The sequence below is a fragment of the Azospirillum sp. Marseille-Q6669 genome (assembly GCF_965111635.1).
Genome location: NZ_CBCOOP010000001.1, coordinates 53,065 through 68,519, shown reverse-complemented (window position 1 = coordinate 68,519; position 15,455 = coordinate 53,065). Strand labels below are relative to the sequence as shown.

The window sequence follows — 15,455 nt, the reverse complement described above, 5'->3', positions numbered from 1 at the left end:
GGCGCGCCTTTCCCCCCGGCAGACTTTTACCCTTTGGATAGCGAACGATGACCGAACCGACCCTGCCCCTGTTCTACAAGAACCCCCGCCCGCTGGTGGCCGCCCGTGACGCCGATCTGTCGCTGCGCACCGAGCCGAACTTCGCCTTCGCAGCCGCCACCAACTCGGTGCCGCTGATGGCGGCGGAGTTCGCCGCGGCCTGCAAGCAGTTCCCGATCCTGTTCTCGGAAGGCCCAGTGGTCCAGCCGGTGGCGCTGCTCGGGCTGCGCTCGGGCGAGAACCTGTTCGTCGACGGGAACGGTGCGTGGGAGGAGGGGGCCTACATTCCCGCCTATGTTCGCCGCTACCCGTTCATTTTCCTGGAGAGCGAGGACAAGTCCCAGCTCACCCTGTGCATCGACGAGGCGGCGGACGCCGTCGTTCCGGGCCGCGACAACCCCTTCTTCGTCGACGGGCAGCCGTCCGCCCTGACCAACAACGCCCTGGAGTTCGTCAAGGAAGTGCAGGCCCAGAGCGCCTACACCACGCAGTTCGTCGAGGCGGTGACGGCCGCCGGCCTGATGTCGGAGAAGTGCGCCGACATCACCCTGAACAACGGCGAGCGGCTGAGCCTCGCCGGCTTCAACGTGATCGACGAGGCGGCCTTCAACCAGCTTCCAGCCGAGACGCTGGTGGAATGGCGTGACCGCGGCTGGCTGGGGCTGGTCTACGCCCACCTGATCTCGGTCAGCAGCTGGTCGGGTCTGGTCGACCGCCTTGCCCGCCGGGGCTGATCCGGTCCAGTCTGCCGGAAACGAAAAGGGCGGCGCCATGACGGCGCCGCCCTTTTTTCTTTCTGGATCGGCGGAAGGGCCGGCGCTTAGAAACCCTTTTCGATCTTGAAGACGTCCGGCTCGTTCGGCTTCTCGATGTAGGAGAGCTGGAGGGACGGCGGCAGGGCGGGGGTGTCGTCCGAGGGCTTCGGCGGGACCGCAAGGGTCAGCAGGCTCATGCGCCCCTGGCTGTCGGTGCCGCGGAAGACCACCACCTGCGATCCGTCGCCGACCGGCGCGTTGAGCAGCATGCCCTCCTGCCGGTAACCCTGTCCCACGAAATAATTGCGCAGCGCGTTGGCCGCGCCGACCAGGGCGTTGGGATCGATCTTCGGATTCACCGCGCCGCCCCACAGGATGTTCACCTGAAACAGCTTCTGCGTCGAATGGCCGAGGATGTAGGCGACGACCGCCGGGCCGGCGCCGGTCTGCAGGTCATCGACCTTCACGATCAGGCTGGTGGTCCGCTCCGTCGCGTTGGTCTCGCGGCGGATGTCCTTGCCGTCGATCTTGAAGTCCTTGGCGATGGCCTTCGCGACCTCGTCAGCGGTCATGCCGAAGCGCGCGGACCGGAAGCCGGTGACCTTGGCGGCGGGAGCCGCCTCGGGCGCGGCGTTGGGCGTGGCGACCGGGGCGGTCTGGGCGGCGGGAGCGGGGTTGCGATCGGTGGTTGCGGCGTGGGCCGCGCCTGACAGGGCTCCGGCCAGGGCAAGGGCGGCAAGAGTCAGCCCCAGGGCCGGTCGGTGAAACGGCATAATGGAAACTCCACAAGACATCGAAGCCATTCGGTCGGCGGATCAAGCCAATCGCCGCCGCCCGCCTCTCTTCCGGATGAGGCGACGCGACAATTGTCGTTGCTTCGAACGAGAGTTTAGCAAAATCCGACCCAGCTCCGGGGGTGAATTATGATCGATCCCTCATGTCCTTTTTCCGACGCGGAACGCGCCGGCGAAGTTCTGGACTTTGTCCGACGACACGGAGAGCAGCGCCTTCGTGACCGCCGCCGGGCGCCGCGCCTGTGCGGACGCGATCTCCCCCACAAGGCGCTCCAGGGTCGGCGTCGCGCTGCGGTAGCGGATGCGAAGGTCCCCGTCCGTATGGATCAATCCAGCCTGTTGAAGATTCGCCAAGACTTCCCGGAGGATGAGCGTGCTGCTGCGCGATTCGCGAATGAGTTCGTCCGAATTCCATGCCTGACCCGGATCACGCCGTAAAATCAGGAGAATCTCCAGAGTCCACACCGTCTTGATCGAATGCTGAAGAAAGATCAGGGCATCGTCCGAAAGCACGCCGCCAGTCCATTGTCTGTTCCAGTTTCCTGCGGGTCCCGGCCATCCGGGAAGGCTCGACGATTTGAGCCGTACGTCGGGGCGGAGTGTGCACAGGATGCCCGCCCCCGTCCAGCCCCTCGCCCCTTCTTGCGGAAGCGCATCCGGCGCGATTCCAGACATCTTTCGGGGTAGAAGGGCGCTCACTGGGCTGGTCGGCGGTCCTTCTCTGGCCCAAACAGGCCATATGGGGTAACCCATTGGGAAAATCGCCCTACGGCGCGCTTCGGGCATGCCGAAGCGTCGCAATCGTGACAACTTAGGCCGCAATTCCGATCGGCTATGGCCTGTGCATGACTGGTTTCGACACCCGCCCCGTCTTCTTCATCATCGGCGCGCTTCTCAGCGTCCTGGCCGTCGCAATGCTGCTGCCAATGACCGTCGATCTGGCGGCCGGCAATCCAGACTGGATGGTCTTCGCCATCGCCTGCGCCCTGACGCTGTTCTTCGGCGTCCAGTTCATGCTGGCCAACCGCATGGACCGGATCGCGCTAAACGTTCGCCAAGCTTTTTTGCTGACCGCCCTGTCCTGGGTGGTCATCTGCGCCTTCGCCGCCGTGCCCTTCATGGTGTCGCAGATCGACCTGACGGCGGCTGACGCCTATTTCGAGGCGATGTCGTCGCTGACCGCCACCGGGGCCACGGTGATCTCCGGGCTGGACGGGCTGGCGCCGGGGCTGCTGCTGTGGCGGTCGCTGCTGCAATGGCTGGGCGGCATCGGCATCATCGGCATGGCCATCGCCATCCTGCCCTTCCTCCAGGTCGGCGGCATGCAGCTCTTCCGCTCGGAATCCTCCGACCGGTCGGACAAAGTGACGCCGCGGGCCAGCGACCTCGCCATCGCGGTGGGCTGGATCTACCTGTCCCTGACCGCGGTCTGCACGGTGATGCTCTCCTATGCGGGGATGTCCTGGTTCGACGCCGTCAACCACGCGATGACCGCCGTGTCCACCGGCGGCTTCTCCACCCGCGACGCGTCCATCGCCAGCTGGAACAGCCCGGCCATCGAGTGGGTCCTGGTGGTCTTCATGGTGTTGGGCGGCATGCCCTTCGTCCGTTTCATCAGCCTCGCCCAGGGGCGGGCGGCCAGCTTCTGGGCGGACACGCAGATCCGCTGGTACCTCGGCTTCCTCGCGGCGGTGTCCTTCGGCATGTCGATCTGGCTGACCCTGACGCGGGACGTGCCGTGGGACGATGCCATCCGCGTAACCACCTTCAACGTCGTCTCGGTGGTCACCACCACGGGTTATGCCTCCATCGACTATGAGCGGTGGGGGCCGTTGGCGTCGGTGGTCTTCTTCATCCTGACCTTCGTCGGCGGCTGCACCGGATCGACCTCGGGCGGGCTGAAGATCTTCCGGTTCGAGATCCTGTTCATCGTGCTGCGCGCGCTGCAACGCCGCCTCTACAGCCCCAACTTGGTGATTCCGCTCAACTACAACGGCAAGCCGGTCAGCGCCGAGGTGATGATCTCGGTGATGGGTTTCGGCTTCGTCTATCTGATGTCGGTGTTCGTGCTGGCCTTCGTCCTGGCCTTCCTCGGAGTGGACGTGGTGTCCGCGCTGTCGGGGGCGGCAACGGCGGTCAGCAACGTCGGCCCCGGCCTCGGCCCGACCATCGGACCCTCCGGGAATTTTGCCACATTGCCGGACGGAGCCAAATGGGCGCTGGCCGCCGGCATGCTGCTGGGGCGGCTTGAGTTCTTCACCATCCTGGTCGTGCTCAGTCCGTCCTTCTGGCGGCGGTGAGGGGGCCGGGGGGCTTCTCCTCCTGCTCCTGCGGGTCGCGGCTGGCCGCCGACACCAGATGGACCAGGGCGGCGCCGAGCGCGATCACCCCGACCGCCACCGACGCCCGCAGGAAGCGGGAGGCGTCGCCGTGCAGGGTGAAATGCCACCACAGTTCGTCGCTGAAGGCGATGTGCTTGTAGGAGAACAGGCCGAGCCAGAAGGCGCTGGCCAGCGCCACGCCGGTCGCGATGAACCAGCTCGGCGTCAGGGGGTTGCGCAGGATGTTGCCGCGGCGGTGGAACTCCTTGCGGGCCGGCAGCAGGGCCAGGAAGATCAGCCCCGGCACGATGGCCTCCGGCCAGTCGCCGCCCTTCAGCAGGGCGGAGGCGCAGCCGGTCGCCAGCAGCACCAGCGACAGCACCCAGGCGGCGTGCAAACGCCGCTGCACCGCGTGGGCCAGCAGGATCAGCAGCACCCCGGCGACACTGCCGGTGAAGTGCGACATCTCCACCAGCGGCAGCGCCGTGGCGTCGAAGGGGGCGGGCAGCGTCTCCTCCGGCGTGGCACGGGAGAACAGCAGGAAGGCCCCGGTGATGAAGATGCAGGCGGCCAGCACCAGCGGGACCGCCGGGCTGACGGCGGCGGAGATTTCCCGCGACAGTCCGCCGATGCGACGCCGGGCCTGGAAGGCCTCCACGCCTCCGAACATCAGCCCGGCGATCACCAGCGGTGCCAGATAATAGATCAGCCGGAAGACAAGCAGCCCCGCCATCACGTCGTTGCCGGGCATGGCCGGGGTCAGGCTGACCAGGACGATGGCGTCGAACACCCCCAGCCCGCCCGGCACATGGCTGATGATGCCGGCGACCAGCGCGAGCCCGAAGGCGACCAGGACGTCGGCGTAGCTCACCGCGTCGCTCGGCGGCAGGCAGAGATAGAGGACCAGCGCGGCCAGCGACAGGTCGCACAGCCCCAGCAGGAGCTGCCGAACCGCGATGGACGGGCGGGGGAAGGCGATGGCGTGCCCGAACACCCGCAGCGGCCGGCGCAGCCAGAAGCCGCCCACCGCGTAGGCCACCAGGATCGCCAGCGCCGCCAGCCCCAACAGGACGGCGCTTCCCGGCGGGACGTGCAGGGCCTTCAAGGCCGTGGGGTCGATCAACATGACCACCGGCATCACCGTCGCCAGCCCGAGCATGAAGGTGGTGACGACGAACAGCGTCACCTGGGCCACCTCCACCCCGCCCAGCCCATGCGGCGCGTAGAGGCGGTAGCGCACGGTCGCCCCGATGATGCTGGCGAAGCCCAGACTGTGGCTGAAGGCGTAGCTGGTGAAGGCGGTGAAGGCCACCCAGCGGTAGGGCAGGGGCCGCCGCAGGTGGCGCAGGGCCAGCAGGTCGTAGAGCGTCAGCAACCAGTAGCTGACCGCCGCTGCCGCCGAGGCGGCAAGAAGCTGAACACCCGTGATGCGGTTCAGCGCCTGCCGGATGTCGGCGACGCTGTACTGTTCCAGCCAGCGGTTCAGGATGACCAGCGCCCCGGCCAGCAGGGCCAGGATCAGCACCCCCGTGCCGTAGCGCAGGAGCCGCTGGGTCCAAGTCGGGTGACTTTCGGTGTGGGCCATGGCTGACAGGATCGCTCCGGGCGCCTAGGATGACGGGACTTCGGACAAGAACAACACCGCGCAACGAAAAAGCGCATGGCCGGGCCGGGCTCATCGGGAGGCAACGGATGCATCTTGTGCTTTATCTCGCCACCGGCCTGTCGGGGACCAACACGCTGATCCTGCTGCTCGCCTATCTCTGGGACAGCTCGGTGATGCTGTTCGGCGGCGCCACGGGCTACGACCTGCGGCCGGACGGCGTGTCCTTTACCTTGTCGCTCTTCACCACGGTCTTGCTGGCCTGGTACGCGCTGGTCCTGCGGCGGCGCCTGCGGTCGGAACGCAAAGGCGGCGCCCGCCCGGAATAGCCGGTCGCCGGAAGCATGAGCGCAGCGCTTTTTTGGAAACTCCGGCCGGGTTGATCCGTTGTGTTGGCCAAGACGCCGCGCCTCGGATTCGGGTGCGCTGCCCGGACCCGGAGAAAAATCATGCACGGGATCAACAAAACGGTCTCCTTCACCGCAGGGGGGCTGATTCTCCTGTTCGTCCTTCTCGCTAGCGTCTTCACTGAATCCTTCGGAGCGCGTATTTCCGCCCTTCAGTCGGCCATCGTCGGCAACTTCGGCTGGTTCTACATTCTGTCCGTTGCGGGATTCCTTTTGTTCGCTTTTTGGTTGTTCTTCAGCCCTTACGGGTCGATCAAGCTCGGCAAGGACGATGACGAGCCGGAATTCAGCTATCTGACCTGGTTCGCCATGCTGTTCAGCGCCGGCATGGGCATCGGCCTGCTGTTCTACGGCGTGGCGGAGCCGGTGCTGCATTTCGCCAACCCGCGGGTCGGCGAGGCGGGAACGCCCGATGCGGCGCGGGAAGCGATGAATCTGGCCTTCCTGCATTGGGGGCTGCACGCCTGGGGCATCTACATCACGGTCGGCCTGTCGCTGGGTTACTTCGCCTACCGGCACGACCTGCCCCTGACCATCCGGTCGGCGCTCTATCCGCTGCTGGGCGACCGGCTGAGCGGCTGGCCCGGCCATCTGGTGGACATCGTGGCGATCGTCGGCACGCTGTTCGGCATCGCCACTTCGCTCGGGCTGGGGGTCATGCAGATCAACGCCGGGCTCGATTACCTCGGGCTGGTCAGCGTCGGGACGGTGCAGCAGATGGTGCTGATCGCCGTCATCACCGCGGTCGCCACCGCCTCGGCGGTCAGCGGCGTCGGGCGGGGCATCCGCCGGCTCAGCGAGCTGAACATGCTGGCGGGGTTGCTGCTCCTGCTGTTCGTCTTCCTGCTCGGCCCATCGGTGTTCCTGCTGTCCACGCTGGTGGAGAGCATCGGGCGTTACCTGTGGACCTTGCCCTACACCAGCTTCCGCACGCTGCCCTACACCGGGGCGGAGTGGCAGGCGAGCTGGACGATGTTCTACTGGGGCTGGTGGATTTCCTGGGCACCCTTCGTCGGCATGTTCATCGCACGGGTGTCGCGCGGACGCACGATCCGCGAGTTCATTGGCGGCGTGCTGTTCGCCCCGGTGGCGCTGACTTTCGTCTGGTTCACCGTGTTCGGCGAGACGGCGATCCATATGGAGATGTTCGAAGGTGGCGGCATGGCGGCGGCGGTGCAGGAGAACGTGCCGACGGCCCTGTTCGTCATGCTGGACCGCCTGCCGCTCAGCGTGATCACCTCGGCCCTGGCGACGCTGATCGTCGTCACCTTCTTCGTCACCTCCGCCGATTCCGGCGCCCTGGTGATCGACATCATCGGGTCCGGCGGCAACCAGGACCCGCCCATCGCGACGCGCATCTTCTGGGCGGTGCTGTGCGGCGTGGTGGCGGCGGTGCTGCTTCTGGTCGGCGGGTTGCAGGCGCTCCAGACGGCGGCGGTGACGACGGCGCTGCCCTTCGCGGTGGTCATGGTGCTGATGTGCGTCGGGCTGGTGACCAGCCTGCGGGCGGAGCGCCGGGCGGGGTCGGACCGGCGGGTGGCGCGGGTGCCCACCACGTCGGAGGGCAGCGCACCGGTGCAGCCGGTCGGCGACGGCGACGGCGACTGGCGCCAGCAGCTGGCCGCCGTGATCGGGCGCAAGGCGGCCATCGCGGCGGCGGTCCCGCCCGGCGCCGCCGGGGCGCGGCGCGAGGTCGCCCGCTTCATCGCCGACACGGTCGAGCCGGCCTTCCGCGACATCGCGGCGGAGCTGGAACGGCTCGGCCGCCGGGCTGTCATCGAGGTCGGTCCCTTCAACGCCGGGCTGGCCGTCCTGCGCGACGGGGAGGAGGAGTTCAGCTACGACATCCGCGCGCGGGCCTACCACCCGCTGACCTTCGCCTTTCCCGATCTGAAGGCGGCTGACGAACAGTGGCAGATGCGCGTCGAGGTGATCCTGCGCGGCGGCCTGCACAAACAATTATCACCGGCGCTCGCCGGGCGGGAAGCAATCGTCCGCGACTTCGTGCAGGAGTATGGAAAATGGCGAGGGTGGTGAAAGAGCGCGGCCTCTCGCGGTAGCAGGAGAAGATTGCCTCGAATTATGCTAGAAAGCCGTCCGGTGCTTTCTTCGTGCCGAGGCGGCGGCGACCACCATGGGTCATCAGGCGGATCAGAACCAGACCGGGGTCGGCGTTCCCGGCGGGGAGGCGTGCGCGTCGGCGGGCCGCCCGGTGACGGCTTCGATGACCGTTGCCGAACTTCACCGGCTCGACGGGCTGTGGGCGCCGGTCTGGCTGCATGACGGTGACCGAGGGCGGATGGTCTGGGGCAACCGCGCCGCCCTGGAGCTGTGGAACGCCGCGTCGCTTACCGATTTTCAGGCCCGCGAGTTTGGCAGCCAGCCGGAGGGGGCGCCGCGGACCGAAGGGGAATCGGTGGCGGGGCGCTGGACCTTTTATCCCAAGGGGCGTCCGGTGACCGCCTGGGTGCGGCGCAGCGGCATGGCGCTGCCGGACGGGCGCCTGGGCATCCTGCACGAGGCGCAGCTCGCCGCTCCCTTGGCCGATCCGGACCATGGCGGCACCGACACCGAGGCGCTCGACCGCGAGCGCGCCATGCTGCAAAGCCTGATCGACTCGATGCCGGACATCGTCTTCTTCAAGGACGTGAACGGCACCTATCTCAAGGTCAACCGGGCGATGCTCGACTATGCGGGGCGGCCGCCGCTGGGGCTGACCGACCATCGGCTGTTCGACGCGGAGACCGCGGTACGGCGGCGGCGGACCGACCAGATCGCCATGCAGAAGGGCTTCTCCCGCAGCGAGGAATGGTTCGTCCACCCGGACGGGCGCCGCGTGCTGATGGAGACCGCCAAGGCCGTCTGCCTCGACCGCAGCGGCAAGATGCTGGGCGTCGTCGGCATCGCCCGCGACATCACCGAGCGGCGCCAGACGGAGAAGCAGCTTCTGCGGCAGCACGCCCTGTTGCAGGGGATCATCGACACCATCCCGGACGCCGTCTTCTTCAAGGACCGGGACGGCGTGCTGCGCAAGGCCAACCGCGCCTTCGCCTCCTGGACCGGGCGTCCCCTGGAGCAGGTGATCGGGCTGGACAGCCACGAAATATGGCCCCCGGACATGGCCGACGGCATCCGTGCGGGCGACGCCTCGGTCTATGCCGAGGACCAGCCGCGGCGCAACGAGGAGAGCATCCCGCTGCCCGATGGCGGGCGGATCTGGGTCGAAATCCTGAAGGCGCCGATTCGCGACGCCGGCAACGAGCTTCTCGGGCTGGTCGGCATCGGGCGGGACATCACGCTGCGCAAGGCCGCCGAGGAGGATCTGCGGCGGAGCGAGGCGGAGAAGGACCACCTCGCCAACCACGACGCCCTGACCGGCCTGCCCAACCGCCGCCTCCTCTTCGACCGTCTGGACGTGGCGCTGGCCCGGTCGCGGCGGTCCGGACGATCGTTGGCCCTGCTGTTCATCGATCTGGACGGCTTCAAGGCGGTCAACGATCGTATGGGCCACGACTGCGGGGACGAGGTGCTGCGCATCGCCGCGGCGCGAATCGCCGGCTGTCTGCGCCGCAGCGACACGGTGGCCCGCGTCGGCGGCGACGAGTTCACCATCGTGCTGGAGGATGTGACCTCCGCCGCGGACGCCGGGGGCGTGGCCGCCAAGATCGTGGAGGCGGTGGCGCTGCCCATCCCGGTGCAGGGCAAGACCGCCGTGATCGGCGCCAGCGTCGGCATCGCCCTGTCCCCGGCCGATGGATCGGACGCCCGCAGTCTGCTTGTGGCCGCGGATGGCGCGATGTACCGGGCCAAGCAGGCCGGCCGTGGCACCCATATCTTCTACAAGGATATTCCCCGCAGGAATCCGGACTGACCGGGTGCGGAATCCGCTTGCACAGCCAGAACAAAAGAAGAACAATACCCACCTGACCGGTTCATGACGGGAGAGGATGGGATCATGTTCGTATGCGTCGATGGTGACCGCACCACCCGCCTGCGCCAGTGGGCCTGGCTCGACATCGGTGTCGGTATGGGCGGTGCCGGGACAGGTCCCGGCGAACGCCGCCTCGTCGGCTGGAGCCTTACGGACGAGGCGTGGCTGGTTTCCGAACCCATCGGCGTGGTCGCCACCAGCCCGCTGGGCCGTCCACCGGGCTGGGCGGTGACCGACAACCACCGCCGGTATCTGCTCGAACAGCCCGGCCTGCCCTACGGGGACGAGCCGCTGGCCGCCATCGACTGCCTGCGAGCGAACGGCAGCCTCGACCCGACGGCCCCCATCAGCATCGTACCCTGGCGCCCTGGCAAGTCCACCGCCGAACGCATCTTCGAACGCCGGACGGCCTGATCGCGGCCTGATCGCGGAAAGACGCGCGGCTGCGTGACGGAACGGCCTTTTTCCCGTTGAAAGCCTTGGTTGAGGCGGGAAGGGGTCGTTCACCATGCAGCAGCGCTGGCCGCAGAGGCTGTGGATCGTCCGTCACGGGGAAAGCGCCGGCAACGTCGCGCGCGACGCCGCCTACGCCGCCGGGCTGGGCCGGATCGACATTACGGAGCGCGACGTGGACGTTCCGCTCAGCCGCCAGGGGGAGCAGCAGTCCGAAGCGCTGGCGCGCTGGTTCGCGGCGCTGCCGCCGGGCGAACGGCCCGACGTGGTTCTGACCTCCCCTTATCTGCGCGCCCGGCGCACGGCGGAGATCATCCACGCCGGGGGCGGCTTGCCGGTCGAACCCACGGAGTTCGTGGTGGACGAGCGGCTGCGCGAGAAGGAGTTCGGCATCCTCGATCGGCTGACCGGGCTGGGCATCGCGCAGGAGCACCCGGAGCAGGCGGAGTTCCGCCGCTTCCTCGGCAAGTTCTACTTCCGCCCGCCGGCCGGGGAGAGCTGGTGCGATGTGATCCTGCGGCTGCGCAGCGCGCTCGACACCATCAGCCTGCACCATGGCGGGCAGCGCGTGCTGGTGGTCAGCCATCAGGTCGTCGTGCTGTGCCTGCGCTACCTGTTGGAGGGCATGACGGAGGAGCAGATCCTGGCCATCGACCGCGAGGGCGACGTTGCGAATTGCGGGGTCACCGAATATGCCTTCGATCCCGCCCAGGGGCACAGCGGGCGGATGCAGCTTCGCCGTTACAACTTCGTTGCCCCGCTGGAGGTGGCCGGGGCGCCGCTGACCGCCGAACCCGACGCCAACGCGGCCGTCCGATGAGTGCTTTCCGATGAGCGATTTTCCGATGGACGACCCGATTCCGGTCACCCGCGACCTGCTGCGGTCCATGCCGCTTCCCCACCCCGGCGACGGCGCCGACAAGGACGGGCGGGGCCGGGTGCTGGTCATTGGCGGCAGCGTGGAGGTGCCGGGCGCCGTGCTGCTGGCCGGAACGGCGGCGCTGCGCGCCGGGGCGGGCAAGCTCCAGATGGCGACCTGCCGCAGCGTGGCCCCGCATCTCGGGCTCGCCGTGCCGGAGGCGCTGGTGCTCGGCCTGCATGAGACGGCGGAGGGCGGCATCGCCCCCGACTGCGTGGGCACGCTGTGCGAGCGGGCGGCCCGCTGCACCGCGGTGCTGATCGGTCCCGGCATGATGGACAAGCTTGCGGTCGCCGACCTGACCGGCGCGCTGATCGCCGGGCTGGACGGGGAGGGCGGCCCCGTTCTGGTCATCGACGCGGAGGCGCTGATGGGGCTGGACAACGCCAACGAAGCGCTGTGCCGCCGCGGCGGGCGGACGATCATCACGCCGCACGCCGGCGAGATGGCCGGCCTGTCCGGAGTCAGCCGGGAGGAGGTGGAGGCCGACCCGCCCGCCGCCGCCCGCCGCGTCGCGGACCTTCACAAGGTGATCGTCGTGCTGAAGGGCGCCTGCACCCACATCGCCACGCCGGACGGGCACATGTGGGCCTATGATGGCGGCAATGTCGGCCTCGCCACGTCGGGGTCAGGCGACACGCTGGCGGGCGTCATCGCTGGCTTGGCCGCACGGGGCGCCGACCCGGCCCAGGCGGCGATCTGGGGAGTCCATCTGCATGGCGAGGCCGGCAACCGTCTGGCCCGCCGCGGCCCGCTGGGCTTCCTGGCCCGCGAGCTGCTGGCCCAGGTGCCGGAGATCATGGCCGAACTGTCGGCCTGAGACCGCCGGTTTCAGAACACCAGCTTGGCGGCTTGGTAGAGGACGACCCAGGGAGCGGCGATCAGCCCGCCCCACAGGGCGATCAGCGGCAGGCCGCGCAGCTTCTTGGCCGGGACCGGAGCGGTGAGGGGGAGCGGGAAGGAAGCGGTCTCGGTGGTGCCGACAGCGGGATTGTACTGGGACATGATGACCTGCCGATCTGTGTGTAAGGGCAGGATGCACGCCGATCTCTTAACGACGATTAAAGTCGGGGGTAGCCGGCGTGCGGGATTACGGCGTACCGCCGCCGGGTAGCCAAGCGCGTTCGAGTGGGCAAATTCGGAGAGTTCCGGGCGTCTTGACAAAGATTGCCAATCGTCCCGAGATGTCCTTCGGAAGAAGGGCGTGGTCCATGCCAACCATGAACAGTGGCCCGCCCGAGGCGCTTCGCCGGCTTCATCGCGAAAAGGCGGTCGAGCGTGAAAAGCTGGGGAAGTTTCGGCGCGCCATCCTGGTGGGCGTCGACGACTGTAAAAACGGCCGCCTGGACGACCGCCCCATTGCCGACATCCTGAACGACATTGACGATTGACCGGCGATTCTCTGCCGCATCACGAGCGCTGCGAAGCGCCGGCTGTCGTCGTCCTGCGCCCTCTGCATGAAAAGAGGGAACCGGACCGCCGCATCCCACAAGGATGAGGCCGGTCCGGTTCCCTGCGTTCACTCAGGTCACTTGGCCAGCGTCTTGTTGAGCCACAGGGCCAGCAATGTGCAGACCGCGCCCGACAGCAGGTAGGCGCCGGCCGAGAACAGGCCGTAGTTGGCGGACAGCACCAGCGCCACCAGCGGCGCGAAGCCCGCCCCGAACAGCCAGGCGAGGTCCGAGGTGATGGCCGCGCCGGTGTAGCGGTAGCGCTGGGTGAAGCCCGACGCGACCACGCCCGATGACTGGCCGAAGGACAGGCCCAGGATCACGAAGCCGACGATCATGAAGACCAGCTCGCCCAGCGGCCCGCCGTTCAGCAGCAGGGGCGCCACGCCGCTGAACACGGCGATGGCGGCGGCGCAGCTTCCCACCAGGGTGCGGCGGCCGATGCGGTCGGCGATCCAGCCGGAGGCGATGATGGCCCCCAGGCCGAAGAAGGCCCCGACCACCTCGATCAGCAGGAAGTCCGCCGGCGTGTCCTGCGTGTAGAGGAAGATCCAGGACAGCGGGAAGACGGTGACCATGTGGAACAGCGCGAAGCTGGCCAGCGGGGCGAAGGCGCCCAGAACGACGCGCATCCCCTCGTTGCGCAGCATCTCGGTCACCGGGACCGGCTGAAGCTCGCGGCTTTCGAACAGGTGGGTGTATTCCGGCGTCACCACGATGCGCAGCCGCGCGAACAGCGCCACCACGTTGATGGCGAAGGCCACGAAGAACGGGTAGCGCCAGCCCCAGCTGAAGAAATCCTCCGCCGACAGGTTGCCGGCGAAGTAGGCGAAGAGGGCGCTCGCCACGATCAACCCGATGGGGGCGCCGAGCTGCGGAATCATCGCGTACCAGCCGCGGCGGCTCTCCGGCGCGTTCAGCGCCAGCAGCGAGGCGAGGCCGTCCCAGGCGCCGCCCAGCGCCAGACCCTGGCCGATGCGGGCCGCCGCCAGCAGCCAGATCGCCGCCGCGCCGATCTGCTCGTAGCTCGGCAGGAAGGCGATGGCGACCGTCGAGGTGCCCAGCAGGAACAGGGACAGGGTCAGCTTGGCGCCGCGCCCGTGGGCACGGTCGATGGCCATGAACAGCATGCTGCCCACCGGGCGGGCGACGAAGGCCAGCGCGAAAATCGCGAAGGACCACAACGTTCCGGTGAGCGGGTCAAGATAGGGAAAGACCAGCTTCGGGAAGACGATCACCGAAGCGATGGCGTAAACGAAAAAATCGAAGAATTCGGACGTCCGTCCGATGATGACGCCAATCGCGATTTCACCGGGATTCACCCGGTGGTCGCGGGCATTGACCAGTCTTGCATCCCGTTCGGTCGCCGTGGTCGATGATCCCATGGTCCCCCCACCGTCTGGCAATTGCGTCAGAGGGAATTAAATAGGCACCGCAACGGCATTCTGCCACGCCCATGGACGCATTGCCTTGATGTGCGTCAATGGCTGCGCGGAATCGCGGCGCATTGGACAAATTGTCCAATGTCCGACCCGGCCCGTGGGGGTTAGCTCTTCGCCCAAATCCAAAGCGAACCCCTGCTGACAGGTCCTGCCTTGACCCGTTTCCGCGCCTTGGCCCTCCTGCCGCTGATGGCGGTTTTGAGTGGCTGCAACCTTGTGGTGATGAGCCCGTCCGGCGACGTGGCGAGCCAACAGGCCAACCTCATCACCATTTCCACCCTCCTGATGCTTCTCATCATCATTCCGGTGATGGTGCTGACGGTGCTGTTCGCGTGGCGCTACCGCCAGTCGAATAGCACGGCCGACTACGACCCGGACTGGGACCATTCGACGCAGTTGGAGCTGGTGATCTGGGCGGCCCCGCTGCTCATCATCATCTGCCTGGGCGCCCTCACCTGGATGGCGACCCACCTGCTCGACCCCTACCGCCCGCTCGACCGCATCGCCGCCGGGCGCCCGGTCCCGGCCGACACCAAGATGCTCGACGTCAACGTCGTGGCGCTCGACTGGAAGTGGCTGTTCATCTACCCGGAATACGGCATCGCCACGGTGAACGAGGTGGCCGCCCCGGTGGACCGCCCGATCCGCTTCAACATCACCTCCTCTACGGTGATGAACTCCTTCTACATCCCGGCGCTGGCCGGGCAGATCTACGCCATGGCCGGCATGGAGACGAAGCTGCACGCCGTCATCAACGAGCCGGGCAGCTACAAGGGCTTTTCCGCCAACTACAGCGGCGCCGGCTTCTCGCACATGCGCTTCACCTTCCACGGTCTGGCCGCCGACGGCTTCGACAACTGGGTGGCGGACATCAAGGCGGGCGGCGGCAAGCTCGACCGCGACGGCTACCTCCAGCTTGAGCGTCCCAGCGAGAACGAGCCGGTGCGCCGCTACGGCGCTGTCGACTCGGGCCTGTTCAAGGCCATCGTCGGGATGTGCGTCGAGCCGGGCAAGATGTGCATGCACGACATGATGGCCATCGACGCCAAGGGCGGCCTCGGCCTGGCCGGCATCGACAACGTGATGCCGCTGATGCACGACAAGCTGTCCCGCCGCGGCACCGCGGTTCTCGGCCCGGCGCCGGTCTATGTGGCGGGCATCTGCTCGACCGAGGAACTGACCGGCCGCGCCGTCGAGTCGTCGCTGGGCGTGCTGAACGCTCCCGCCGACGAGTCCCCGATTTCCGGCGCGGGTCTGCCGCGCTCCTCCATCACGCCGATCTCCGCGCCCGCCCCTGCGTTCGGGCCGCGGCTGACGGCCAATCCCTGAGCGGCCAACCG

15 protein-coding genes are annotated in these 15,455 nt (G+C 67.8%); 10 read left to right on the top strand and 5 right to left on the bottom strand.

Annotated elements, in window-relative coordinates; genetic code table 11:
- Nucleotides 1-47 precede the first annotated feature (47 nt).
- Nucleotides 48-773: a SapC family protein gene (locus tag ACWPXE_RS00340; RefSeq protein WP_454016196.1), complete on the top strand. Its 726-nt coding sequence runs from the start codon at nt 48-50 to the stop codon at nt 771-773.
- A gap of 86 nt (nt 774-859) precedes the next feature.
- On the opposite strand, the gene ACWPXE_RS00335 is transcribed toward ACWPXE_RS00340, so the two are convergent.
- Complete coding sequence (locus tag ACWPXE_RS00335) at nt 860-1,567, bottom strand: hypothetical protein (RefSeq protein WP_454016195.1); 708 nt, start codon at nt 1,565-1,567, stop codon at nt 860-862.
- 162 nt (nt 1,568-1,729) lie between these two features.
- Complete coding sequence (locus ACWPXE_RS00330; protein ID WP_237907386.1) at nt 1,730-2,101, bottom strand: hypothetical protein; 372 nt, start codon at nt 2,099-2,101, stop codon at nt 1,730-1,732.
- A gap of 332 nt (nt 2,102-2,433) precedes the next feature.
- On the opposite strand from ACWPXE_RS00330, the gene ACWPXE_RS00325 reads away from it, so the two are divergent.
- Complete coding sequence (locus ACWPXE_RS00325) at nt 2,434-3,888, top strand: TrkH family potassium uptake protein (RefSeq protein ID WP_454016194.1); 1,455 nt, start codon at nt 2,434-2,436, stop codon at nt 3,886-3,888.
- On the opposite strand, the gene ACWPXE_RS00320 is transcribed toward ACWPXE_RS00325, so the two are convergent.
- Nucleotides 3,863-5,494 carry a lysylphosphatidylglycerol synthase domain-containing protein gene (locus tag ACWPXE_RS00320; RefSeq protein ID WP_454016193.1) on the bottom strand — a complete coding sequence of 544 codons (1,632 nt, stop codon included), beginning with the start codon at nt 5,492-5,494 and terminating at the stop codon, nt 3,863-3,865. The two genes, ACWPXE_RS00325 and ACWPXE_RS00320, sit on opposite strands and share 26 nt — an antisense overlap.
- A 107-nt stretch (nt 5,495-5,601) precedes the next feature.
- On the opposite strand from ACWPXE_RS00320, the gene ACWPXE_RS00315 reads away from it, so the two are divergent.
- The 6 genes from ACWPXE_RS00315 to ACWPXE_RS00290 all read left to right on the top strand — a co-directional run bounded on the left by ACWPXE_RS00315 (nt 5,602) and on the right by ACWPXE_RS00290 (nt 12,042).
- Entirely contained in the window at nt 5,602-5,841 is a 240-nt protein-coding gene (locus ACWPXE_RS00315; RefSeq protein ID WP_454016192.1) for a hypothetical protein, read from the top strand.
- Between the two features lie 120 nt (nt 5,842-5,961).
- Nucleotides 5,962-7,956, top strand: coding sequence for a BCCT family transporter (locus tag ACWPXE_RS00310; protein WP_454016191.1), 1,995 nt, complete (start codon nt 5,962-5,964; stop codon nt 7,954-7,956).
- Between the two features lie 97 nt (nt 7,957-8,053).
- Nucleotides 8,054-9,790, top strand: a complete 1,737-nt coding sequence (locus ACWPXE_RS00305; protein ID WP_454016190.1) for a diguanylate cyclase domain-containing protein — start codon at nt 8,054-8,056, stop codon at nt 9,788-9,790.
- Between the two features lie 84 nt (nt 9,791-9,874).
- Complete coding sequence (locus ACWPXE_RS00300) at nt 9,875-10,264, top strand: hypothetical protein (RefSeq protein ID WP_454016189.1); 390 nt, start codon at nt 9,875-9,877, stop codon at nt 10,262-10,264.
- 94 nt (nt 10,265-10,358) lie between these two features.
- Nucleotides 10,359-11,123, top strand: a complete 765-nt coding sequence (locus ACWPXE_RS00295; RefSeq protein ID WP_454016188.1) for a histidine phosphatase family protein — start codon at nt 10,359-10,361, stop codon at nt 11,121-11,123.
- A 10-nt stretch (nt 11,124-11,133) separates the two neighbouring features.
- Nucleotides 11,134-12,042, top strand: a complete 909-nt coding sequence (locus ACWPXE_RS00290; RefSeq protein ID WP_454016187.1) for an NAD(P)H-hydrate dehydratase — start codon at nt 11,134-11,136, stop codon at nt 12,040-12,042.
- Nucleotides 12,043-12,053: 11 nt separating this feature from the next.
- Here the strand turns inward: ACWPXE_RS00290 and ACWPXE_RS00285 are convergent, their stop codons facing one another.
- Nucleotides 12,054-12,227 (bottom strand): hypothetical protein, encoded by a 174-nt coding sequence (locus ACWPXE_RS00285; RefSeq protein WP_454016186.1) that lies wholly within the window; start codon nt 12,225-12,227, stop codon nt 12,054-12,056.
- Nucleotides 12,228-12,433: 206 nt separating this feature from the next.
- Here ACWPXE_RS00285 and ACWPXE_RS00280 point away from each other — a divergent pair, with 206 nt between their 5' ends.
- Nucleotides 12,434-12,613, top strand: a complete 180-nt coding sequence (locus ACWPXE_RS00280; protein ID WP_454016185.1) for a hypothetical protein — start codon at nt 12,434-12,436, stop codon at nt 12,611-12,613.
- A 137-nt stretch (nt 12,614-12,750) separates the two neighbouring features.
- On the opposite strand, the gene ACWPXE_RS00275 is transcribed toward ACWPXE_RS00280, so the two are convergent.
- Nucleotides 12,751-14,058 (bottom strand): MFS transporter, encoded by a 1,308-nt coding sequence (locus ACWPXE_RS00275; RefSeq protein WP_454016184.1) that lies wholly within the window; start codon nt 14,056-14,058, stop codon nt 12,751-12,753.
- A 210-nt stretch (nt 14,059-14,268) separates the two neighbouring features.
- Here ACWPXE_RS00275 and cyoA point away from each other — a divergent pair, with 210 nt between their 5' ends.
- Nucleotides 14,269-15,444, top strand: a complete 1,176-nt coding sequence (gene cyoA / locus ACWPXE_RS00270) for a ubiquinol oxidase subunit II (RefSeq protein WP_454016183.1) — start codon at nt 14,269-14,271, stop codon at nt 15,442-15,444.
- Nucleotides 15,445-15,455: the final 11 nt, after the last annotated feature.

Excerpts from the sequence above, each read along its gene's own strand:
- ACWPXE_RS00340 (WP_454016196.1), top strand. The coding sequence starts at position 48 with ATGACCGAACCGACCCTGCCCCTGTTCTACAAGAACCCCCGCCCGCTG.
- ACWPXE_RS00335 (WP_454016195.1), bottom strand. The coding sequence starts at position 1,567 with ATGCCGTTTCACCGACCGGCCCTGGGGCTGACTCTTGCCGCCCTTGCC.
- ACWPXE_RS00325 (WP_454016194.1), top strand. The coding sequence starts at position 2,434 with ATGACTGGTTTCGACACCCGCCCCGTCTTCTTCATCATCGGCGCGCTT.
- ACWPXE_RS00320 (WP_454016193.1), bottom strand. The coding sequence starts at position 5,494 with ATGGCCCACACCGAAAGTCACCCGACTTGGACCCAGCGGCTCCTGCGC.
- ACWPXE_RS00315 (WP_454016192.1), top strand. The coding sequence starts at position 5,602 with ATGCATCTTGTGCTTTATCTCGCCACCGGCCTGTCGGGGACCAACACG.
- ACWPXE_RS00310 (WP_454016191.1), top strand. The coding sequence starts at position 5,962 with ATGCACGGGATCAACAAAACGGTCTCCTTCACCGCAGGGGGGCTGATT.
- ACWPXE_RS00305 (WP_454016190.1), top strand. The coding sequence starts at position 8,054 with ATGGGTCATCAGGCGGATCAGAACCAGACCGGGGTCGGCGTTCCCGGC.
- ACWPXE_RS00300 (WP_454016189.1), top strand. The coding sequence starts at position 9,875 with ATGTTCGTATGCGTCGATGGTGACCGCACCACCCGCCTGCGCCAGTGG.
- ACWPXE_RS00295 (WP_454016188.1), top strand. The coding sequence starts at position 10,359 with ATGCAGCAGCGCTGGCCGCAGAGGCTGTGGATCGTCCGTCACGGGGAA.
- ACWPXE_RS00290 (WP_454016187.1), top strand. The coding sequence starts at position 11,134 with ATGAGCGATTTTCCGATGGACGACCCGATTCCGGTCACCCGCGACCTG.
- ACWPXE_RS00285 (WP_454016186.1), bottom strand. The coding sequence starts at position 12,227 with ATGTCCCAGTACAATCCCGCTGTCGGCACCACCGAGACCGCTTCCTTC.
- ACWPXE_RS00280 (WP_454016185.1), top strand. The coding sequence starts at position 12,434 with ATGCCAACCATGAACAGTGGCCCGCCCGAGGCGCTTCGCCGGCTTCAT.
- ACWPXE_RS00275 (WP_454016184.1), bottom strand. The coding sequence starts at position 14,058 with ATGGGATCATCGACCACGGCGACCGAACGGGATGCAAGACTGGTCAAT.